At 44.6% G+C, this 23,406-nt stretch carries 17 protein-coding genes; 15 read left to right on the plus strand and 2 right to left on the minus strand.

Annotated features, from left to right (window positions below; all coding sequences use genetic code 11):
- The 13 genes from OEU88_RS13110 to OEU88_RS13170 all read left to right on the plus strand — a co-directional run.
- The coding region (locus OEU88_RS13110; RefSeq protein WP_317279140.1) for a calcium-binding protein at positions 1-1,017 on the plus strand (1,017 nt) is incomplete at its 5' end.
- Between the two features lie 329 nt (positions 1,018-1,346).
- Complete coding sequence (locus OEU88_RS13115; RefSeq protein WP_394805270.1) at positions 1,347-2,159, plus strand: AraC family transcriptional regulator; 813 nt, start codon at positions 1,347-1,349, stop codon at positions 2,157-2,159.
- A gap of 88 nt (positions 2,160-2,247) precedes the next feature.
- Entirely contained in the window at positions 2,248-3,141 is an 894-nt protein-coding gene (locus OEU88_RS13120; RefSeq protein ID WP_262695651.1) for an ABC transporter ATP-binding protein, read from the plus strand.
- 21 nt (positions 3,142-3,162) lie between these two features.
- Positions 3,163-6,726 (plus strand): ABC transporter permease/M1 family aminopeptidase, encoded by a 3,564-nt coding sequence (locus OEU88_RS13125; RefSeq protein ID WP_262695652.1) that lies wholly within the window; start codon positions 3,163-3,165, stop codon positions 6,724-6,726.
- A 28-nt stretch (positions 6,727-6,754) separates the two neighbouring features.
- On the plus strand, positions 6,755-6,877 hold the full coding sequence (locus OEU88_RS13130) for a winged helix-turn-helix domain-containing protein (protein WP_262695653.1): 123 nt from the start codon (positions 6,755-6,757) through the stop codon (positions 6,875-6,877).
- Between the two features lie 159 nt (positions 6,878-7,036).
- The gene (locus OEU88_RS13135) at positions 7,037-7,213 is read left to right on the plus strand and encodes a DUF1328 domain-containing protein (RefSeq protein WP_262695654.1); all 177 of its coding nucleotides are present in this window, start codon (positions 7,037-7,039) and stop codon (positions 7,211-7,213) included.
- 216 nt (positions 7,214-7,429) lie between these two features.
- Positions 7,430-8,086 (plus strand): TetR/AcrR family transcriptional regulator, encoded by a 657-nt coding sequence (locus tag OEU88_RS13140; RefSeq protein WP_262695655.1) that lies wholly within the window; start codon positions 7,430-7,432, stop codon positions 8,084-8,086.
- A 1-nt stretch (position 8,087) separates the two neighbouring features.
- Positions 8,088-9,152, plus strand: a complete 1,065-nt coding sequence (locus tag OEU88_RS13145; protein ID WP_262695656.1) for an efflux RND transporter periplasmic adaptor subunit — start codon at positions 8,088-8,090, stop codon at positions 9,150-9,152.
- A gap of 10 nt (positions 9,153-9,162) precedes the next feature.
- Positions 9,163-12,225: an efflux RND transporter permease subunit gene (locus tag OEU88_RS13150; protein WP_262695657.1), complete on the plus strand. Its 3,063-nt coding sequence runs from the start codon at positions 9,163-9,165 to the stop codon at positions 12,223-12,225.
- Positions 12,222-13,619, plus strand: a complete 1,398-nt coding sequence (locus OEU88_RS13155) for an efflux transporter outer membrane subunit (protein WP_262695658.1) — start codon at positions 12,222-12,224, stop codon at positions 13,617-13,619. The genes OEU88_RS13150 and OEU88_RS13155 overlap by 4 nt, the downstream gene beginning before the upstream one ends.
- A gap of 659 nt (positions 13,620-14,278) precedes the next feature.
- Entirely contained in the window at positions 14,279-14,554 is a 276-nt protein-coding gene (locus OEU88_RS13160) for a response regulator (protein WP_262695659.1), read from the plus strand.
- A gap of 2 nt (positions 14,555-14,556) precedes the next feature.
- Entirely contained in the window at positions 14,557-15,111 is a 555-nt protein-coding gene (locus OEU88_RS13165; RefSeq protein WP_262695660.1) for a sensor histidine kinase, read from the plus strand.
- Between the two features lie 185 nt (positions 15,112-15,296).
- Positions 15,297-15,878 carry a PAS domain-containing protein gene (locus OEU88_RS13170; RefSeq protein ID WP_262695661.1) on the plus strand — a complete coding sequence of 194 codons (582 nt, stop codon included), beginning with the start codon at positions 15,297-15,299 and terminating at the stop codon, positions 15,876-15,878.
- A 162-nt stretch (positions 15,879-16,040) separates the two neighbouring features.
- Here OEU88_RS13170 and OEU88_RS13175 read toward each other — a convergent pair whose 3' ends face one another.
- Positions 16,041-16,931: a LysR family transcriptional regulator gene (locus tag OEU88_RS13175; protein ID WP_262695662.1), complete on the minus strand. Its 891-nt coding sequence runs from the start codon at positions 16,929-16,931 to the stop codon at positions 16,041-16,043.
- Positions 16,932-17,384: 453 nt separating this feature from the next.
- Between OEU88_RS13175 and OEU88_RS13180 the strand changes: the two genes are divergently transcribed.
- Both OEU88_RS13180 and OEU88_RS13185 read left to right on the plus strand, forming a co-directional pair.
- Positions 17,385-20,237, plus strand: a complete 2,853-nt coding sequence (locus tag OEU88_RS13180; RefSeq protein ID WP_262695663.1) for a TonB-dependent receptor plug domain-containing protein — start codon at positions 17,385-17,387, stop codon at positions 20,235-20,237.
- Positions 20,238-20,373: 136 nt separating this feature from the next.
- Positions 20,374-21,363 carry a 2OG-Fe(II) oxygenase gene (locus OEU88_RS13185; protein WP_262695664.1) on the plus strand — a complete coding sequence of 330 codons (990 nt, stop codon included), beginning with the start codon at positions 20,374-20,376 and terminating at the stop codon, positions 21,361-21,363.
- A 28-nt stretch (positions 21,364-21,391) separates the two neighbouring features.
- On the opposite strand, the gene OEU88_RS13190 is transcribed toward OEU88_RS13185, so the two are convergent.
- On the minus strand, positions 21,392-23,218 hold the full coding sequence (locus OEU88_RS13190) for a tetratricopeptide repeat protein (protein WP_262695665.1): 1,827 nt from the start codon (positions 23,216-23,218) through the stop codon (positions 21,392-21,394).
- Positions 23,219-23,406 lie beyond the last annotated feature (188 nt).

Genomic DNA, 23,406 nt, shown 5'->3' on the forward strand with positions numbered 1-23,406 from the left:
GGTGGTGGTGATGATACGGTGTCTGGCGGCATTGGCACAGACAGTGTTGACGGCGGCGCAGGCAATGATGCTCTGCGTGGTGATCAGGGTGATGACACGGTGCTTGGAGGCGCGGGTAACGACACCATTGATGGTGGCAGTAACGCCGACTTCCTGCGCGGTGATGCGGGTGATGACAGTATATCTGGTGGTTCGGGTGATGACCGTGTGTTTGCTGGTCCTGACGACGAAGGCAATGATACGGTTGAAGGTAACCGCGGTAATGATGTTGTTGGCGGCGGTGCCGGTAATGACTTTATCGTTGGTGGTGACATTGACGGTAATGGCACAGATGCATCAGGTAATGACAGCCTGTTTGGTGGTGATGGTGATGATGTCATCATTGGTGGTTCGTTCGATACGACAACAAATATGGCAGTGAACGGAAACGGCGGCCGTAACACCATCTATGCTGGTGCTGGTAATGACAGCATCATTGGTGATGATGGTGGCGATACGCTTGGTGGCGGCAACGGAGATGACAGTGTCACTGGCGGTATGGGTAGTGACATTATCTATGGTGGTCGTGGCCCTGGTGAAGACACACTTTTTGGTGGCGGCGGCGATGATCAGGCATTTGGCGCATCAGACAATGATATGGTTAACGGTGGTGCTGGTAATGACACCCTGTTTGGCGGCGCGGGCGATGACACAGTTGACGGCGGTGATGACAATGATCTGATCTTCGGCGGTGCCGGTGATGACAATATCACTGGTGGTGACGGTAATGACACGTTCGCTTTCATCACAGGCTTTGGCAATGACACGATCACTGACTTTGGCACAGCGGACGGTGACAGTGACACGCTCGACTTCTCCGAGATCGAAGGCCTTGTGCTGGCTGACCTGCTATCCTCAGCCACGTTTGATGCGAGCGGTGCCACGCTCACCATCGGTACCCATGGTACACTGACCCTCGAAGGCATCAACCAAACCGAACTGCAAGCACTGTTTGATGCAGGGCAGGTGGTCATTTAGCAAAAGATTGAATGAGCAAAATCTATAGAAATTGCCTTACTGAGAAAATACAACTCGGGAAGGCTCAAAACTGATAATGGCCACTGACAAGCTTTAAAACGAGTCATAGTAGAATAAATTTCATCACAGTTTCTATAACACTATTTTTCAATAATTTATACACCCATTAGTCAGAACTATAACCTGAAAGTCTTGTCTCTATTGAAACTTGCCGCTTGCTAAAGGCGGAACGAAGACAACACAAGGACGCATGACACTGCAACGGTTAATTTTTAAATCAAGTTTCATCAATTGACAGGGTTCACGCATAGGCATATCGAATGATAAGCATGAATATTCGTAGCACATTGAGAGCCAAAGAAAATTGCATCATAAAGGGTGCAGGCAACCTTGATCGTATTGAAGCCATGCTTCAGGGGAGAGCCTATGCGCCTCACCGTCACGATACTTATGCAATAGGCCTAACACTCAGCGGTGTCCAATCTTTCGACTATTGCGGTGAAACCAGGCATTCTATATCGGGTCAGATGGTGGTGTTGCATCCTGACGAGCTGCACGATGGGCGTGCGGGTACCGATGAAGGGTTTCGGTATAAGACCGTTTATATCAAACCTTCTGATATTCAAGATGTTCTTGGCGGCAAACCGTTACCTTTCATTGCAGGCGGTGTGTCTACTGACATTAGACTAAGCAATGCATTAAGTCCGTTACTTGAAGATTATGACCAGGCACTAAGCACTTTCCAATATCAAGATGCTTTGTATGATTTAGCTGTCACGCTTGATGCTATTTCAAGCCGAAGTACTGTGCCTGGCAATGTGAACTATGATGCAGTCAAGCTTGCTCAAGAATGTATTGATGATAACCTGGATGAAAATCTCTCTCTAGATAATCTTGAGCAGGTAGCCGATTATGACCGTTGGCAATTATCACGAGATTTTCGCGCTCTTTTGGGGACTAGCCCATACCGGTATTTGATTTTACGCCGATTAGATAAAGCGAGAACTTTGTTGCTTGATGGTTCATCAATCGTGGATGTTGCGACACTTTGTGGATTTGCCGATCAAAGTCATTTTGGGCGGCAGTTTAAAAAGGCGTATGGATTACCTCCGAAGTCTTGGCTACGCACCGTTACGCTCTAATCTGCACAATCGTTCTATAAATTATGGCCTTGGTTGGTATATTCAGTAATAAAACCAACAACAAAAATAATAGAGCGAGGACACTAAAATGTTACATATCAAAGGCTTGAACCACACTTATCCAAACGGTGTTCAGGCACTCAAAAACATTGATCTGGAAATTCCCAAAGGCATGTTTGGCCTTTTAGGCCCCAATGGCGCAGGAAAATCAAGCTTGATGCGCACGCTTGCGACATTGCAGCAACCAACTTCGGGTACCGTCACTTTTGGCGGGATTGATGTATTAAAAGAGCCTGATGCACTGCGCAGGCAATTGGGTTACCTGCCGCAGGATTTTGGTGTTTACCCGCGTGTTTCAGCATATGAAATGCTAGACCATATGGCGGTGCTGAAAGGCATCACAAATCGGAGTGAGCGCAAAGCGGTGGTTGAAGGGTTATTGAACCAAACTAACCTTTTTGAAGTTCGCAAGAAAAAGCTGTCTACATATTCAGGTGGTATGCGTCAACGGTTTGGCATTGCACAAGCTCTTATCGGTGACCCTAAACTGATAATCGTTGATGAGCCTACTGCAGGTCTTGATCCGGAAGAACGTAATCGCTTCCATAATTTGCTCGCAGAAATTGGCGAAAGCGTTGTGGTAATATTATCTACGCATATCGTGGAAGATGTTGCGGACCTTTGCCCCAATATGGTGGTGATTGCGGATGGCAGGATTGTTGCCGGCGGTGAGCCATCAGATTTGATCGCAGCCCTTGAAGGTAAGATATGGCGCAAGGCCGTAAAAAAAGAAGAACTTGATACATATAAAGCTAGTCATGCTGTGATTTCATCAAGACTTTCCGCAGGCCAAACACTTATTCATGTATTTTCAGATTCAGCACCACAAGATGGTTTTGTTGCTGCAACACCTGATCTTGAAGATGTCTATTTCTCGACGCTTTACACAAGCCGTAAAAACGCCGCTCAACAAGCTGCATAGCGTCAAATAAGGAAATTAGACATGTTATTCTCAATAGCGCGAAATGAATTTCGCTATATGCTTAAGTCGCCGCAAACCTTTGTTGCGTTTGCTATCTTTTTCCTGTTGCCGTTCTTTGCCATGATCAGCACCAATGTGCAGATTGGTGGCGGAGGAAACGTGAACGTTAACTCTCCGTTTGCGATTGTGCAAACGTTGATGATCATGAGTGTCTTTGGTATTTTTGTAATACCAGCTTACATGGCTAACACTATTTTGAAAGATGTTGACCACAAGATGGATGGCATCATTTATTCAACTCCTATTACAAAACCAGCTTACTTGTTTGGAAGGTTTTTTGGTGCCTTTGCAGCTCTTTTTGTTGCGATGTCAGCGACACCACTTGGTATGTTTGTTGGTACGTTTTGGTGGACCATTGACCCGGAAACATTAGGTCCAACAAATCTATATCATTATGCCTACACCTATGTCGCGCTGATTGCTCCCAGCTTGCTTGCGTTAAGTACTATTATCTTCGCGGTTGCAGTGATGACACGCAGTATCATGTATACGTACCTTGCAACAATGGCGTTGCTGATCGGTTACTTTGTTGGCGTTCGTCTTTTCAACGACCCACAGTATAGTGAGATCATGGCCGTTGTTGACCCGTTTATGTTACGGAATTTAAGGGAAGTGACGCGTTACTGGACAGCAGTTGAACGCAATACATTGCTGCTTGGTTATGAGGGGCTCACATTATACAACCGGTTGCTCTGGAGTGGTATCTCACTTGTTCTTATTGGTTTGTCTTACAAGCTGTTTTCATTTCGCGTGGCGGCGCGCCTGCCGAAGGAAAAGGACAGTAAGAAAAAGAACGAAGTGCCTGTCGTTTTGAAGGCGCCGCGTGTGGTGCCTGATTGGAGCTATGGCGGTTATTTCCAACAGTTTTTGATGCGCACACGCTTTGAAGTGTTTGCCGTTCTTAAGAGTGTGCCTTTCAGCATTATCGTTGGATTTAACTTGTTTCTAGTCGTGCTGGCTCTTCTCAATACGGATATCGGGTATGGTGTACAAGCATTACCGGTAACACGGTTGATGATTGAGGCGCTTGACGGCCTTTCTCTTGCCTTCCTTGTTGTGGTTATCTTCTACAGCAGTGACATTATCTGGCGTGAACGTACATCTGGTATTCATGAGATTATCGATGCTGCGCCTGTGCCCAATATCGTGTTTGTTACCAGTAAACTTATATCGCTCGCTGTTATCCTCACGATTATCACAATGATGGGTATTGCGAGTGCTGTTGTTATTCAGGTGACGAATGGCATGGCAGCGATTGAAGGAGGACTCTATTTCAATCGTGGGTTTGTGTTAGCGTTGTATCCCTTTATTCGGGTCGCTGTCCTTGCTGTGTTTTTGCAAGTGGTTTGTAAAAACCGGTTTGTTGGCATGATGGTAATGGTTGTTTATCTGATTAGTTCAATAGCGCTGAACCAGCTTGGCTTTGAGCATCCGTTATATCAGTATGGTGGTGGCGTTGATACACCGCTTTCTGACCTCAACAGTAATGATCGTTTTGTTGAATCAGATTTCTGGTTTCAGCTCTATTGGTCTTTCTTCGCTGTATTGTTGTTGATGATAAGCTATATGCTTTGGAATAGGGGAACATTGCAGCCTTTATCCTATAGACTGAGAGCATTAGTTGCTTTCAAGAAGCCTGTGGCAGCTACAGTGACAGCTATTTGCTTTGCGGGTTTTGTGTCTCTGGGTGGTTATATCTATTATAATATCAATATTCTGAACGAGTATGTGACGGTTGATGAAGCAGAGCGCATAGCGGTGCTTTACGAAGAGCGTTTCCGTCAATATGAAAATCTTCCGCAGCCGCGCACAGTCGATGTGAAAATGAATGTTGACTTGTTCCCGTTTCAGCAGCGTGTACACACTCGCGGTACACATGTTCTGGAAAACAAAACAAAAGCGCCAATTAACGAAGTGCACATATTGTTTCCGGCAAATACATCTCAGCCATCGGTCATTCTTGAAGGTGCGCAACTGAAAAGCTTAGACGCTGATTTTAACTACTATATATTTGAGCTGGATGAGCCAATGACCAGCGGCGAACAGCGAGACCTATCCTTTGAGACATTAATTGAAAACAAGGGATTTCGTCATGGTGGAAACAACAGTGTTACTCTTGTGCGGAACGGTACTTTTCTGAATAACCGTGAAATTGCACCTCATATAGGTTTCTTCGCAGGCCTTATGTTGCAAGATAGAAATACACGCCGACAGTATGATCTCGAGCCGTTGCCAAGAGTTGCAAAACTTGAAGATGCCAGTAAATACGACGAGAATTATATACGCCAAGACGCTGATTTCATTACATTCGAAACAACAGTCTCAACAGTCGATGGGCAAACGGCAATTGCACCGGGGTACTTAACGCGAGAATGGCAAGAAAATGGCCGACATTACTTTCACTATGCAATGGATGCCCCAATCCTGAATTTCTATTCTTATCTCTCTGCAGACTATGAGGTGGTGAGTGAAGAGTGGAATGGTGTATCCATTGAGGTTTATCATCATGCACCACACACATATAATGTGGCAAGAATGATAGAAAGCGTGAAAGACAGTATAAATTACTTTACGAAAGCGTTTAGTCCTTATCAACACCGTCAGGTGCGTATATTGGAATTCCCTGCGTACCGTGGTTTTGCACAATCATTTCCTAATACAATTCCGTATTCTGAAGGCTTAGGATTCATTGCGGATATCTCAGATGATGATGAGATTGATCTACCGTATTACGTTACCGCACATGAGGTTGCACACCAATGGTGGGGCCATCAGGTTATGTCTGCCAATACGCAAGGTGGAACAGTGCTTGTAGAAACGCTTGCGGAATACAGTGCATTGATGGTGATGGAAGAGAAATACGGGGCTCATAAGATGCGTAAGTTTTTGAAGTACGAACTTGAAAACTATCTGCGCGGGCGATCCAATGACCCTGAAGGTGAATTACCGTTGTACCGCGTGGAAAACCAGCAATACATTCACTATAATAAAGGCTCAGTTGTTATGTATGCTTTGGCGGATTACATCGGAAAGGATACCGTCAATAGGGCGTTGTCGCGCCTTATTAAAGAAACAGCTTTTCGGACACCGTATCCTACTACGCTTGATCTCATTCGTATCATTCGTGAAGAAGCTGGCTCTGAACATGACACACTAATCACTGATCTATTCGAGAGAATAACATTGTTTGATGTGAAAACTGAACAGGCGAATGTTGTTGAACTGCCCGATGGAAAATTCCAGGTAACGTTAACTCTTGATGCTGCAAAGTTTGAAGCAGATGCGGAAGGTGTTGAAACAGCCTTGGAAATTAATAACTTTATAGATGTTGGTCTGTTTACTGTTAATCCAAGTGAAGCTGAATTTAATGATAACAATGTTATCTATCTTCAAAAGCATCACATAACGCCTGAGACTAAAACGATTGAAATTATTGTTGAAACTAAGCCGGTTTTTGCTGGTTTAGACCCATACAATAAATTGATTGATCGAAACTCCAATGATAATCTCACTCAAATAGAGTGAGGTTTGAGGCCCGGCCCACGGCGATGATATGCAGTATTTAAGGGTTTATGTTAGTCAGGTACGTGAAAAGTTTGAATTGGGCCCATCAAGCCCTGACTACATAATGACGGAACCAGGCATTGGATACCGTATGGAAGTTATGGATGAATAAGTGAGAAAGTTGCTGTTTGACTTAATTTAAGTGGTGAGTATGCGAATATTTATGTTGATTTTATAACTATCACTGCCAGTCAAATCGACTTCTGATGCGGCGCTCAATACTCTTCCTCTTATGCCAAATGATGGTTGAATTATCCAAGAGGAGATATCTATGTTACGCGCCGCTCTTATGTTCTTTATTGTTGCTATTATTGCTGGGCTTTTTGGTTTTGGTGGTATTGCGGCAGCAACTGCTGATATTGCGCAGTTACTATTCTTTATCTTTGTTGCTCTGCTCGTGATTTCGCTAGTGTTTGGCCTTATCGATAAACGAACACCGCGATTATAAATGACATAGATACTGTATAAATAAGCGGCAAGTTGCCGCTTATTTTATGAGTCTTGTTTGTACATTATTTTATCATGAAGTTATATAAGCGATATCTTTAATTATTTTGTTGTCGCTTTTACTGAGTATCTCAACAATATCGAAGCTTTGGCCAGCCAAGTGTGCAATATAATTATTAAATTGACAGTTTTGTCATTTTGACATACTTGTCAATTCATGGCTAATATTGATTTGAAAAAACGTGCGGAAATTGGTGAAAAAAGGCGAGCGCGCACGCTCGATCTTTTGATTGATTCGGCAATGGAATGCTTCGCCGAAAACACGGTTTCTACGATAACGACGGATGATATTTGCAAGTCTGCCGGTGTTTCTCGTGGGACATTTTACAATTATTTCAACGATATGGATGACTTGATTATCTCAGTGCTCGAGAGGTTTCGCGATAGTATAGAGACAAAGCTTGTGGGTCAGGCAAAAGGTGTTCAAGCAGGCCCAGAAAGAATGGCTATCGTATTTGCCTGGGTGTGTCAGCTTACTAAAACTGATCCTGTAATGGCGAAGATATTTCTATTTGCAGCAGGTACTGAACATCCCGGAAAGTTTGAAGATATTTTTAAATCGAAACTTCTGGAAGATATTCATGCCTGTCGGTCTCACGGGCTTATCACTTTGAATAATGATACTATAGCGCTCGACTTTGCGAATGGGACATTGGATAGGGTTTTACGATCATTGCTTGAAGAAAAGATAACGTTGCCCCAAGCTTCCATTTATCTGGAGTGCCTGTTTACTGCGATGGGTATGCCAGCAGGTCGCGCCACAGACTTTGCCGCGCTTTCCCGGTCATCATATGAAACTGCTCAGGACAAATAACATGAAATCCAAGATTTGCATTCTTTTCACGTCGGCACTTATTCTGGCGGCTTGTTCTTCTTCGGAAGATGAGGTGTCTGACACGCCAAAGGTTAGGCCAGCTAAGCTTGTTACAGTTAGTGATGCCAGCACATCACGGTCTATAAGTTTCCCGGCAATCATCGAAGCTGAAAATTCTTCGGAGCTTACTTTTCAGGTCAACGGTCAGATTATAGAGCTTAGTGTTCTTGAAGGTGATCCAGTTGAGGAGGGGCAGGTCATTGCTCGCGTTGAAGAGCGGGATTATCAAAATTCACTTGTGCAGGCACAAGCGCAATATGATAACGCCGAAACTGAGTACCAGCGCGCTAAACGCTTAGTAGAGCAGGATGCAATATCGCGGAGTGTTCTGGAAACACGCAAAACCAACCGTGATGTTGCGCAGGCTGTTTTGGACACTGCGAGGAAAGCAGCGACAGATACAGTTTTAAGAGCGCCGTTTTCAGGATTTATTTCAAAGATCTTTGTAGAACGGTTTCAAAATATTCAAGCGAAAGAAGTGATTGCGAACCTTCAAAGCAATGAGGTTGTTGCCCTAGTGAATGCGCCAGCGGATATTGTTGCGCGCTCTCCTCAGTTTGAACCGGAGAATACGGCTGTTATGCTTGACGCTGCGCCTAATGTTTCTATTTCCGCGGTCTTTAAAGAGGCATCAGGTCAAGCTGACCCTGCAACGCAGACATACCAGATTAGTTTTAAGTTCTCTGCACCTGACAATATTATTGTTTTACCGGGTATGACAGCCACAGTGAGCACAGATTTTCAGTTTAATGGATCTTCAGACATTGTGCCTTCAGGCATTGCGGTGCCTGTTGCCGCCGTGGTTGCTGAAGGAGATACGCTTTTTGTTTGGCGGGTTGATAAGGCAACAATGGAGATATCTAAGGCCTTGATTGTAACAGGCACAGGTATGTCAGAAAAAGAAGTTATCGTTACTAGTGGGTTGAATAAAGATGATCTCATTGTCGCAGCGGGCGGTTCGTTTTTACACAGCGGCATGAAAGTTCGTGCTTGGCAAGCGAACTAGGTGAAGACACATGACCCTTGCAGAATTTTCAATAAAAAATCCGCTCATTTGTAGTATTGGCATAATCATTTCATTGATTGGCGGTTGGCTCGCTTATGAAAATATGCCGCGGTTTGAAGACCCTGAATTTACAATTCGCATCGCGAAAGTTATCACCCAATACCCTGGGGCTAGTCCTGAAGAAGTAATGACCGAAGTAACCGAAGTTGTTGAAACCGCTATTCAGGAACTGGCTGAAGTTAAAACCGTCACGTCTGAATCTTCGCCTGGGATGTCGGACATCTCGGTTGAAATTAAATTTGAGGCGTCACCGTCCAAGGGTGATCTCCAAATTGTATGGACCAAGTTACGCAACAAAATAAACGACATACAGAACAATCTGCCGCCTGGCGCAGGACCAACTATCGTGAGTGATGATTTTGGTGACGTTTACGGTGTGTACTACCTTCTCACCGGAGAAGGTTTTACACCCCCAGAACTTTTGGCTTATGCCAAAGAGCTTCGCCGCGATATTCTGCAAGTTAAAGGGGTTGGTAAGGTTGCTATCACAGGCGAGCAAGCCGAAGTTATCTATGTAGAGATTTCAAGAGAGAAAGCCGCTGCTCTTGGTGTGTCTCTTAACAATGTCTATAATGCCCTTGCGCAGCAAAATACCATATCAAGTGCAGGTAATCTCCATATAGGCAGTGAAAGACTGGTTATACAGCCAACAGGCGGTCTTTCTACGCTTGTGTCTCTTCGCAACCTGATTATCAATGATCCTACCAGTGGTAGTGTCATGCGCATGAAGGATGTTGCAACCATCACTCGTGGCTACAAAGACCCTGTTGAAAAAGTTATACGTTATGACGGCGAACTTGCACTAGGCATTGGCATATCAAATGTATCAGGCGTCAATGTTGTGCAAATGGGAAAAGACATCGATGCGAAGCTTGAAGAAGTAGCTAACCTGCGCCCTATTGGTATGGAGCTTCACGAATATTACCATCAAGGCAAGGTTGTTGATGTTGCCATTAAAGACTTTGCTGCAAATGTCGTTATGTCGTTGGTTATCGTATTTGTAACATTGTTGATTTTCATGGGGTTTCGCTCCGGCATCGTTATGGGGGCGACAGTGCTGATCACAATGGCAGCCACACTTCTGATTATGTGGCTTGGTGGTATTCCCATGCACCGCATTTCACTTGGAGCCTTGGTTGTGTCTCTCGGTATGCTGGTTGATAACGGCGTGGTTGTAACGGATGGTATTCTTGTTGGTGTACAAGAAGGCCGTAAGAAGCTTGATGTTGCAATAGAGGTTGCCAAAAGCAACATGAAACCTTTGGTCGGTGGCACGCTTGTCGGCATTATCGCTTTTGCACCGATCGGGTTTGCACCAGGTGATACTGCCGAGTTTACTAATTCTCTTTTCTGGGTAGTTGGTATTGCGCTTGCGCTCAGCTGGTTCTTTGCATTCACTATCACGCCTTTATTCTGTTATTGGTTGTTTCCTGAACTTAAAACAGCTCAGCCAAGCTCGAAGTCAGCGCCAAAAGGGCGTTTTATTAGCCTTTACGAAGGTGTAATTCGGAGTGCTCTCAAACAAAAACTTGTATCGCTAGCCATAGTTGTTGGTATTTTCGCCTTCTCTATGTGGGGTTTTCAATTTGTAAAGGGCGGGTTTTTCCCAGCTTCAACTTCGCCGCAAATTGTCGTTGATTATCAATTGCCAGAAGGCACTGATATTTCTCAGACCACACAAGATATGCTCCGCCTTGAAAAGTACGTCCAGGGAATTGACGGGGTCAAGCATGTTCAGACTCTAATTGGTGGTAAAACCTTGCGCTATATGCTGACGTATGATGCAGGCTCAAACAACTCTGCTGACGGACAGCTTTTGATAAAGATAGATGACTATCGTAAAGGCGATGTAATCATTCCGCAGCTACAAGTCTATATGGACGATAACTTTCCAAGCGGTCTGGGTAAGGCATGGAAATTCAGGCTGGGTCCAGGCGGTGGTTCAAAAATTGAAGCTGTTTTCTATGGACCTGAGGCAAAGGTACTGCGCAGCCTCGCGAATGAAGCCAAAGCAATTATGGCTGCTGATAGTGATGCAGTATTGATTAAAGATGATTGGCGTCGGGCCGTCAGTTACATTGAACCCATATATTCCCAGAGTAAAGGTGAGCGTGTTGGTATTACTCGCAAGGAATTTTCTGATGCGCTGCAATCCAACTTTTCAGGTCAGCAGCGCGGTGTGTTTCGCGAAGGCGATGACTTGATCCCGATTATTTTTAGAGCGCCGGAAGTAGAGCGGGCGCGGCCTTGGAGCATGGCGTCTATCCAGGTTCTCAGTCCAACAACCAATAAAACAGTTCCGTTGGGTCAATTACTTGAAGGCGTGAACGTAAAGTGGCGCGATGGACGCCTTCTGCGTGAAGACCGTGTTTTAACAATTAAAGCACAAGCAGATCCTGCTTCTGGTGTGCTGGCAGATGATTTGTTCAATCGATTGAAGCCTCAAATCGAAGGCATTGCCTTGCCTGCCGGATATAATATGAAGTGGGACGGAGAGTTTGGAAGCTCGTCTGAAGCGCAAAGCAACCTGGCAACATCAATACCGCTAGGCTTCATTGCTATGGTTCTTGTCGTTGTCATACTATTTAATCGCATTCGCCAACCTATTATCATTTGGGCGGTGGTGCCACTCGGCTTAATTGGCGTGGTTTTCGGGCTCATTATAACTGGCACACCGCTCGAATTTATGGGGCTATTGGGACTGCTTTCCCTCTCTGGCTTACTAATTCAAAATTCGCTTGTTCTTGTCGATAACACAGACAATTTGATTGCAGATGGCATGCCGCGTTTTGATGCACTTGTTGAATCTGCAGCAAGCCGGTTGCGCCCTGTGATGATGGGGGCCTTTACCACAGTGCTGGGTATCATACCGCTGTATTTCGATGCGTTTTTCAAGTCGATGACTGTTGTGCTGGCATTCGGTTTGAGTTTTGCAACGCTAATTACGCTCCTGATCACACCTGTGCTGTACGCATTATTTTTCCGCATCAAAAAAACCGAGGTGGCGGTATGAGGTTATTCAATTCCATAGGCTTGGTGGCCGTATCGTTGGCGTTGAGCGGATGCGCGTCGTTAAACCTGAATTCAGGAACGGCAGACGGAACCATAAGAGCTGACCTTGTGCAAAGTGTCACGGACATTCCTGAGCAATGGCAAACTGCGCAATCAACAGTTGGTGACGTTCAGGTTGGCTGGATTGACGCGTTGAATGACCCTGTCTTGTCGGGCCTGGTTAAAGAAGCGCAAAGTAACAATCGTAACCTGCAAGTTGCAGCCGCAAATGTAGAACGTTCCTGGACACTTGCACGCCAGGCTGGTGTAGCATTAAGGCCGAACGTTGGTGTTTCCCTAGGCGGCAACAGGCAAGCTTTTCTTGATGGCCCCGTGCCGGATACCAGTCAATTTGATTGGGGCATACAGGCAAGCTGGGAGGCAGATATATGGGGCCGGATCAGGGCAGGGCAAAAAGCAGCTGTCGCTAGCGCACAGTCAGTTGAGGCTGATTATCGCTTTACGCAGTATTCAATCGCAGCGGCTGTTGCGAATGCCTATTTCATTGCTATTGAGGCCTCATTGCAAACAGATGTAGCACGCAAAACGCTGGAAACACTCTCCGACACTGACCGTATTGTGAATGTTCAGTATGACGAAGGCATTGCGATGGCGCAGGACGTGGCGTTGTCTGCTTCTGATGTTTCCTCCACACAGGCCTCGCTTATTACGGCGCGGGGTTCATACCGTGATGCGATTAATGCATTGCAGGTGTTAATCGGTCGATACCCAAGCGGTGATCTGGAAACGCGCACGTCACTACCTGATGTGCCTCAGATGCCACCTACAGGTTTGCCTTCTGAACTTCTGGAACGACGACCCGATATCATTGCGACAGAACGTAATGTTGCTGCAAGTTTCTATGCGCTTGATCAAGTGAAGGTGGCTAACCTGCCGAGACTTACACTCACAGCAAATACAGGTGCTCTAGCTAGCCGGTTTGAAGACATATTTGATCCGGTTAATATTCTCGTGAATATAGCAGGAAGTATTACAGCACCGCTGTTTGATGGTGGTTTGAACAATGCCCAAATTGCACAGGCAAAAGCTGAGCAAAAGCAGGCAGTCGCAGCCTATGCGCAAACTGTTTTAACGGCGTTTCAGGAAGTTGAAACAAGCTTAAACCAAACACGTGTTTTAAGAGACAGAGAGGAAGCGCTGCGCCAATCGGCCAAGCATGCGAACCGCGCACTTGATATTGTACGCATACGTTACAATGAAGGTGAAACAGATTTGATTGACGTTTTGAACATTCAACAACGTGTATTCACTGCTGAAAGTAATCTTGTTTCAGCGGAGCGTGCGCGCCTTGATGAATGGATTAACCTTAATCTCGCTCTTGGTGGAAGCTGGTAATAAAATAAAGCAAGATAGTTGATTTCAATGGCAACTGACTCTTCTGAAAAAGAGACGTAAATTAACGTGTCGGGGTCAAGAACTTCCAGCAGCGCCTTGTATTCATAGTGTTGCCACCTTGGGTTCCCATATAGCTCTATTACCGTACCATTTGGGAGGAAAGTTTTCAGGGCTTCGTTCTCAGAACCTCAACCTTCTTCGCCACGCATTCCAGCCTTGGGTATAACCTCTTCTCTTTATAGTGTCGAACATAGGCGTTCGTAATCTTCATATGTTAGGGAAGAGTTGTTATTTTGCGGACGGTTTCATGATATTCATCCGCTTCTTTTGTTGTCAGCGCACTGTAATTCAGCTTCTCTAGATAATCATTTAGGCTAGAAGCTATGCATGTGCTTTTCTGCTTTTTCTGTTCTTTTAGCCCGTCAGTTTTTGCTTTTCTCCATCGTCTCATTGAGAAATGTCCAGCATGATACCAATTGATCTATCAGTTGGGCGCATAGCTAATAGGGCATTTTACTAAAACTTAATCTATTGCCGCTAATCTTAATTTTCCAGGCTTTACTATGACTTAGATAATCGTTTCTGGTTTACATCTTTTGAGTTCGCATTTTGCAACTTATAGTATTATCTAAAATGAAAGTAAGATTGTGGAGTGCGGTATGAACGGCTTGCCCAAAGTGGACTATCCGCAAGAATCTGTATGTCAAATTCTACTAGTTGAAGATGATAAACTTGATAAGGATTGGATTCAGGCGCTTTTGAAGCGCATACCTCATTTTAAATTTGAAATTACATGGGCACAAACATACGCGGAAAGTCGAAGCCTCCTGTGTGATCAAACTTTTGATATAGCGCTAGTCGATTACGCGATCGGAGCATACTCTGGCGTGGATTTGCTTGTTGCATGTGGCGGACGTGAAGCGCTACACCGGTAATTATGCTCACTGGCAATAATCAGCATGAAGCAGATGTCGCAGCAATGAGGGCTGGGGCGTATGATTACTTGTGTAAAGCAGATTTTGATCAAAGCCGGCTTGAAAGAACAATTCGTTATGTGCGTGAAACGCGCAAACTTGAAATTGAGCTAAAGCAGGCTAGAGACAAAGCTCAAACCGCAGACGAAGCCAAGTCAGCTTTTCTATCAAACATGAGCCATGATTTGCGCACCCCGCTCAACGCTATTATTGGCCTTTCAGAATTACTTCTTGATCAAGTCACATCAAATAACGATATGGCTGAAAACCTCAGGTTGATACACGCAAGTGGTAAGCATTTAGAGGCCATGATTAGTGACATCATGTTGTTGACCCAATTTGAAAGCAACAAGATAAAACACACTGATGAAATGTGTAATTTGTCTGAGCTAATTCCAAGTGCGGTTAATGCAACAAATTATGCGGCGGTAATGCGGGAAATTAACCTAGTCGCTAATGCTGATGATACGCCTGCGTTTGTTAAAGGTAGGCAAGATGTCATACACCGTATGGGCTAACCCCAAAGTGGAGCCTGATCTTTCTTGTTTGTTATCGCCTGAAAATACTCACTTAAGCGTTATTTGACACTTTTGCCCCCCACAGATACCTGCTCCAGCATGAGTGCATAACATCATGTATCGTCACATGGGTTTGAGATTAAAGATCGCGCTACTGAGTACAAAAATGAATCTGGAGTTGAAGAATGGGTTTGGGGGAACATTCGAATTTGAATTATGCCAAATTAGTATTAAGAAAGCCGAGGCTGGTTCTTGGATATAAGCTGACAAAAATTACTGATGTAAATATTTCAAAAGCTCATCCTGTTATTCAATTTGGAAAATACTGGCGTGAAATATCGTCAGACGGTTTGTTAGTTGACCGTAAAGCTTTTAACCCAATGCGTATACCACAGCTATTACCATGGATAGTCATTATTGAAGCTATTGATAGCGCGTATGGCGGTTATCGTTACAGGCTGGTTGGGTCTGGCGTAACGAGCATGGCAGGCTTCAATCTTACAGGTCAGGATTTTGGGTCCTGGCTGGATATGCACACGAAACGCGTTCAGGAATTGGCGCTATTATATGCATTTGAAGAGAAGGGGCCAAGCTACTTGAAAGGTAGTTTGAGTGACAACTACGGCGATAGCATACCTGTCATTATTGGTTTGTTTCCTTCGTTCTCCCAAGATAAACACAATCGGCAAATGATTTGTTTGGTAGCCCCTGAAGATGAAGACTGTATTAATCAGCTTTCATATCATTTTGGTACGATGTGGGAGTAAGTTTTGGCACTAATTTGGTTTCGAAACTATGATCTAGAATAGCGAGCGTACATATTTTAATTCATAGCTATCTATGATGTTTACCATATGGGTCTCTAACCGAGTGATTTGATGTATATCAACATTACATTCACTGATGGGTTAGCATATACATACCAGCCACTACTGCACTTGATGTTGCATATGCTGCCACAGTTTTCTTGTAACTGTGTCTGCATTTTTCGAGTTTACATATGCGATAATATTAGAAGGAACAACTAGGTTGGGGCCTTCTAAAACCATAATGTTTCCCGCGTCTAATTCGTTTTTACATACACAGTACGGTAACCAGGTCACGCCTTTACCTTGTTTCGCCATTTGAAGCAGAGATTCGGATAGATTTGCTTCATACACGGTATCCAGTTTTTCATAGTGTTCCATGAGTTTGTCACGGACGATCGCCGTTATAAAAGCGCGATTGTTTAACGTTAGATGAGGGATTGTGCCAGATGTTTCCCAGTTGAATTTATCTTTAAATTGAGAAGAAACAACAGGAACCATATTCTCCGAGCCAACAACAATACTTTTTATGTGTGGCACTGCGATTAGCTTTTTATGTAAGTCAGGTACTTCATAGGAAATGAATAAATCTGAAGATCCTGTTGTGATGTCTTCAAAGTAAGATTCAAAGCTATTCAGATTAGATGTGACGTTCATTTTAGTGTTTTTGAAGTCAAAACTCATGAAAAAATCAGGTAGAAAATGTAACATGAGTGAGTGCTGCGTTATTATTTTGATTTCATTCTTTATCGGGTTGGAATGTGGACGAAACTTTGCTTGTATCTGATTTATGTCGGCCAGTACTTTTTCAGCATAAGGCAGGAATTTTTGCCCCTGTTCTGTTATTTTTATTGGAATAGAACTTCGATCAAAAAGTTCGGCACCAATCCAGTTTTCAAGCGCGCGGATGCGACGACTGTAAGCAGACTGAGTTACACAACGTTTTTCAGCCGCCAATGAGAAGTTTTTTGTTTCTACAAGGTGTAAAAAATCCTCAATCCACTTAATGTCCACGTGTTTCCCCTAGAAAATCGACAGTTTATTCTATTTTTTGCATTATTTTTGTTAGTTATCTTTATAGTTTGTCCACAGTACGTAAGATTAATACTTATGAATTTTCACTGTTTATTGCAGCAAAACTGCGACTTTGCGCTACCTGAACAAAAGTTTATTGGTTGGAAAATACAACTATTTATAGCATTATGCAAATAATGAATACTTCTATTCCATATTAACCTTTCCCGAAACCCGATGATATTCGGTATTTTATTTAACGAGTACACGGGTGAACTGCGGGGTTTAATCTAATACGAGTCAATTAAGGTGTGATGCATGTGAAAATGCTCAGGCCATTCTGATTCCGTACCCTCTGCATTAATGCGTTCTCATAACAATAAAATGACCTGAAAATTAAAATTCAGGCTTGTGCTGTATGCATTTCGTAAATCTCTAGGGAGGACATTAACTATGTCTTATATTGAACACTTAAGGAGTACGACGGCCCTGTCTGTTGTCTCCGCTATTATGATGTCAGGGGCTGCAACTTCTGTTGCCGCTCAGGACACAGATACAGAAGCTGATCTTGAAGAAGTTGTCGTAACGGGTTCGCGTATTCCGCGTAAGGACCTTGTCGCCAACAGCCCTGTGAATGTTATCACAGGCGAAGAGTTTCGCCTCGGCTCCTTTACCGAAGTTGAAGCGCTACTGAACACACTGCCACAAGTTGTTTCCAGTAACGGTGCAAGCACAAACAACCCCGGTAACGGGCAAGCAAACGTTGATTTGCGTAACCTTGGCACACAGCGCACACTTGTGCTGGTTAATGGGCGTCGTTTTGTTGGCGCAGCCACAAACGGTGTTGTTGATTTGAACAACATTCCAGCGGCTCTGATAGAGCGTGTTGAAGTTGTGACTGGTGGCGCGTCTGCTGTTTATGGTTCAGACGCGATGGCTGGCGTTGTCAACTTTATCACACGTCGTGATTTTGAAGGCTTGGCAACCAACACACAGTACGGCATCACGCAGGAAGGTGACGGCGAACGTATAAGCGCTGACATTACTATGGGTGTCAACACAGGCGACGGTCGCGGCAACATCACACTGAATGCCAACTATTTGAAACGTGATCAGGTACTCGCTGGTGCACGCGATCATTCGGCTGTGCAGTTCAATGAGCTTGCTGGCGGTGCAGGTCTGGCACCTGGTGGCAGTACCACAATTCCGCAGGGTCGTTTCAATTCCAACGCACTGCCTAGCATTGGTGGTCTTGACTCGTTCGGCAACCCAATTGGTTCAAACGGCTTCTTGGTGACTGACGATGGCCAGGCACGCGCTGTCGTACGCCCACAAGACGAGTACAACTTTGCGCCAGTTAACAACCTTCTGTTGCCACTTGAGCGTTATACGTTCAGCGGTATGGGTAGTTATCAGATAACAGATGGCATTCGCTTCTTTGGTGAAGTTACTTTTGCTAACAACACAATTGAGCGTGAACTCGCAGCAACACCGTTCTCGGAAACCGGTTTCCAGGTTGATCTTCGTAACCCGTTCATTACAGACGCCGTGCGTGCAGTGTTTGCTCAGATTGATCAGGATGGTGATAACATTGTTACAACTGGTGTTCGTCGTCGTACGCTTGAAGCTGGCGGCCGCGTAAGCCGTGACAGCCGTAATCTTTTCCGGGTTGTAGGCGGATTTGACGGCGAGCTTGAAAACGGCATGGCTTGGGAGTTGTTCTACAACTACGGTCGTAACGAGAACTCGCAGCGCCAAGACGGTAACATTGTTATCTCTAAGTTCCAGCAAGGGCTTCTTGTTGACCCGAATAACCCAACACAGTGTCTGGATCCATCAGGTGGTTGTGTTGTCTTGAACCCGTTTGGCCAAGGCAACCTGACACAAGAAATGGTTGATTTCATTGTTACGGGCGCAACCAACCTTACTCAGGTTGAGCAGCAACAAGTTGGTGGTAACATCGCAGGTAATATATTTGAACTTCCTGCTGGTGAAGTTGGTATCGCCCTTGGTGCCGAATACCGCAAGGAAACAGCAGCGTTTACGCCTGATACATTCCTTGCTTCTGGCGATATTGATGGCTTTAATGCTGGTCAACCAACTGCTGGTAGCTTTGACGTTAAAGAGATTTATGCGGAATCAATTATTCCAATTCTCTCTGGTGTTGAAGGCGCTGAATATTTGGGTCTTGAGCTCGGTGTTCGCTTCTCGGATTATTCAACAGCAGGCGGTGTAACGAGTTACAAGCTTGGTGGTGAGTGGCGTCCATTTGACGAACTTAAGTTCCGCGGCCTTTATCAGCGTGCAGTACGTGCGCCTAACATTCTTGAACTGTTCCAAGGTCAAACGAATGCTTTCCCTGGTGCGCAAGATTTGTGTAATGCTACAGCTAACCGCAGTCAGGCAGAAGCTGACTTCTGTGTAAACTCCCTGGGTGTACCTGCATCTGCTATTGCAACGTTCCAGCAGGAAAATGCGCAGATTGAAACGTTGAATGGTGGTAACCCTGACCTGTTCGAAGAAACTTCAGATACATGGTCTGTTGGCTTCGTTTACCAGCCTTCACAGGTGCCAGGTCTGTCGTTTACCGCCGATCTGTACAGCATCAAGGTTGATAACGCGATTGCTTTATTTGGTGGTGGATTGTCACCTACCATTAATGCTTGTCGTAGTGACTTGAGCTTGAATAACGAATTCTGTCAGGTTCTAACAGCTCGACGTTCGGATGGCCAATTGGAAGAAGTTCCATTGTTCCGTCAAAATATTGCGCAGCGTACTGCTAAGGGCGTTGATTTCCGTGTAGATTACGGTTTCGACACTGACAACTACGGTGATTTCTCATGGTTCCTTGCTGGTTCATATCTCATCGAAGCAACAACAAGGTCTAGTCCATTTGTTAATGCGGTGAACTGTGATGGCACTGTCGGTGTACGTGGTACTTGTGGTCGTGCAAATCCAGAATGGCGCTTTGTTTCTCGCTTAACGCACACAATGGATAACCTTACTACGTCACTATTGTATCGCTATGTTGGCGGTGTGACGGATGAGCGTATCAATTTGGCTGAAGCCAACGGTGACCCAATCCCGACTCTGTTCATTCCAGAGATCGGTGCTGAGCACTATGTTGACCTGACATTCTCTTATAAGTTGGGTGAGAACTTCACGCTTTACACAACTGTTAACAACCTGTTCGATAACGACCCACCACTTATTGGTCGCGGTGCTGCAGGCCAGTTTAACACAGATGCGGGTACATATGATGTACTTGGTCGTCGCTTTACGTTCGGTGTTCGCACACGCTTCTAAAGCAACGGTTTAAACTAAATCGCTATGGCACGTCGGGCTTCGGCCCGGCGTTTTTTTTGAGCAGAATTTGAAATTCATATCGCGTATAGTTCAAGTATATTGATATGTTGAACAACGGTTAAACAGAGCGAAAAAATTGACAAACAATACCCCGGATAATCTGTATGACATGGAGCAAAACTCAAAGAGTGGCGATTTGCATGCCCTTGCGCAACTAGGTGTATACTATTTGTTGGGGCATCAGGTTTCACGCGACGTTAAACGTGGGTTCCAGAATGTTCGCAAGGCGGCAGAAAATGGTGAAATTGCATCACAAACACTGCTTGCAACGCTTTATGCATCAGGACTGGGAACAGATGAAGATTGGAACGAAGCCTATAACTGGCTTGTTGTTGCGGCACAAAACGGTGACCCAAAAGCCATAGGGCAGGTTACACACTTTATACCTGAACTTACTAACCCAGCGTGCAAGATGACATGGCAGGATGTTCGAAACAGGTTGGGTGAAATTGTTAGCCTTCAAGTGAACAATGCTACTTCTCATTTTGAGGAGCCGCATATAAGAACCCTGGAAGGATTTCTGGATGCCCGAACATGTTCTTACATCATTAAACAGGCAACGCCGCTGTTGCAGCGCGCTTATGTGAATGACGGTGAAGGCGGCGCTGTGTTGGATACCACGCGTACAAATTCCGCAATGAGCTTCTTTCCGCTTGATAATGATCTTGTTATTCAAAGCGTTAACAAGAAGATAGCAGCATTTCTTGGCGGCCCTGTTGCACACGGAGAACCTCTTTCGGCATTACACTATACGCCAGGTCAAACATATCAGGATCACTATGATTTTTTTAATCCGGATTATCCCGCTCATGTGCCACACCTCGAGAGTGGCGGGCAGCGTATCAAAACTTTTCTTGTTTATCTAAACGATGGTTTTGCAGGTGGGGAAACGTGTTTTCCTAAGCTGGATTGGAAGTATAAGGGTAAGGTTGGTGAGGCTATCGTATTTGATAATGTTGATGATAAAGGTAACCTGATCTCTGACAGTTTACATGCTGGTTTGCCGACACTTTCAGGTGAGAAATGGTTGCTTTCAAAGTGGCTAAAAGACAAAGCTCAATATTAATTACCGTTTCACTATGGTGCGCACAAAGTCAAACAGGTAAAAGATCAAACGGCGCAGTTATGCGATTTGCAGGTTGACGGTGTGCTATTGTCCCGTGCCACATATAAGATGGAAACAGCACTAACATTCCAGGTTCCGGCTTAATATATTTTACCGGCAGATCGTCTCCACCAAGCATAAGTCCGCTTTCGCCAAACTTTATCCATCCTTCGTGCTGAGTGTCTTGTTCAGTGCTATTGCGCGGAACGTCTATATAGAACGACGAACTGACCCAGCCCATGGTGTGAACATGGTTTACGTGAAACCCGCCGTCTTTCAGCCAAACGGACCATGATGTTGCAAAGTCTGCGACGCCAGTGTTTCTGCGCAGCAATGGATGGCGACTATCCTTACCGGGAAGTGCATTAATATATGCGTTTATAGGCTTTAGCAGGGCTTGCTTTAATTGATGAATTGTTGTGTCAGGTCTATCAAATAGCATCCCGTGTGTTTGAGAGCCGCCATGTAAGGTCTGGTCAACAGGTGCCTGGATTGTGGTGTGGTATTTTTTAAGGTCTGCCTTTAATGCCTGCAGGAATTCAGTATTATTGGAAAAGCCTTTAGGTGCCTCAATCATGGCTGGTCTAATATATGTGTTATAACTGTTGAGCCATTCGTGCCTCTCGTCACCTAACATACGCCAACATAAGCCACGATATGCCCACAAACGTTGGTTGTCTGGCTCAAAGTTTTCCGCAACCGATAGCTCTGTTAAGGCTTTTTCAAACTCTCCAGTTTGCAGCATATGTTTGCTTGCATCCATGCGTATTGATGGGCTGTCAGGGTCAAGGTCTATGGCTGATTTATAGAAATCGTTTGCAGTATCTGCATTGCCATTAAAAGCATAAAGTCTCGCTGCCTTTTGGTGTAGCCCGGCATGCGAGGGGAAAGTGTCCAAGTATACTTTTGCATAATCCAGCGCCTCTTCAATGCGTCCAACATTCTCCAGTGCCAGCAAATGTTTCTCACATAGCTCTACTGTGTGTGGGCACGCTTTAATGCCGACAATATATGATTTACCATAAAGGTCTGTTTTGCCGTGTTCCCAATAAAGCCGGTTGAGAGATTCGTGTGCATCTTGGAAATCAGGTTGAATTGCAATGATCGTTCTATATGCCTCATCGGCCTGTGTGAAATCGCCTAGCTCATAATATATGTTTGCAAGAATAAAGCGTGGTTCCACAACCTTTGGCGCAATCTGGATAGCTTTTTGAAGAAACTCGATGGCTTCTTCAAAGCGGTATTGTTTGCGTAACAGTGCACCTAGGTTATTCAGCGCTTTGACATAATTGGGCTGCAGGCTTATTGCAGACTTGAACATTCTTTCAGCATCATCCATGCGTGACAGTTCTTTGTAAGACGTGCCCAGTGCGTTCATGAATGAAGGGTTTCTCGGGGATTTTGATAAAGCCGTTTCGATGGTTTTTGCGGCATCAGCATACTTTTCATCGGCATGATGCATCAGCCCACGGTTAAAAAATGCTTCTGCATATTCAGGGTCACATTTGATTGCAGCATTATATGAGGATACTGCGTCTGAGGTTTCCCCGGTTTCTCGATAAATATTCCCTAAACTATTATGTACTTGAGCCGGATTGGGGTGAGCATCTAACGCTTTTAGCATCAGTTTTTTTGCGTCTTCCATATCTCCATTTTGTTTCCTGACTCCTCCGAGTAGAAATAATGCATTTGGCTCGTTAGGAACGTATTTAAGCACATTGAGAAAATTTTTTTCTGCTGTGTATGCATCACCACTGTTTAGCGCTTGTGCGCCTTGATTGAGCATATGCATGAGTTGTTGTTGTGATTGTTGCATTATTCTTATCTGATACCGTGAGCCATGTGATTATTCGACCTAAATTAGTACCTAGGTGTTGATGAAATAATAGAACGTTATTGGTTGGTAGGGAAGATAAAGTCCACGCATTGACAAAGGCATATATTTTATTGCTGCTTATGAAAGCCATAAGCTTCTAATTTTAATGTGACGTAATAAAAAAACCC

The sequence above is a fragment of the Kordiimonas aquimaris genome (assembly GCF_025574485.1).
Lineage (GTDB): Bacteria > Pseudomonadota > Alphaproteobacteria > Sphingomonadales > Kordiimonadaceae > Kordiimonas > Kordiimonas aquimaris.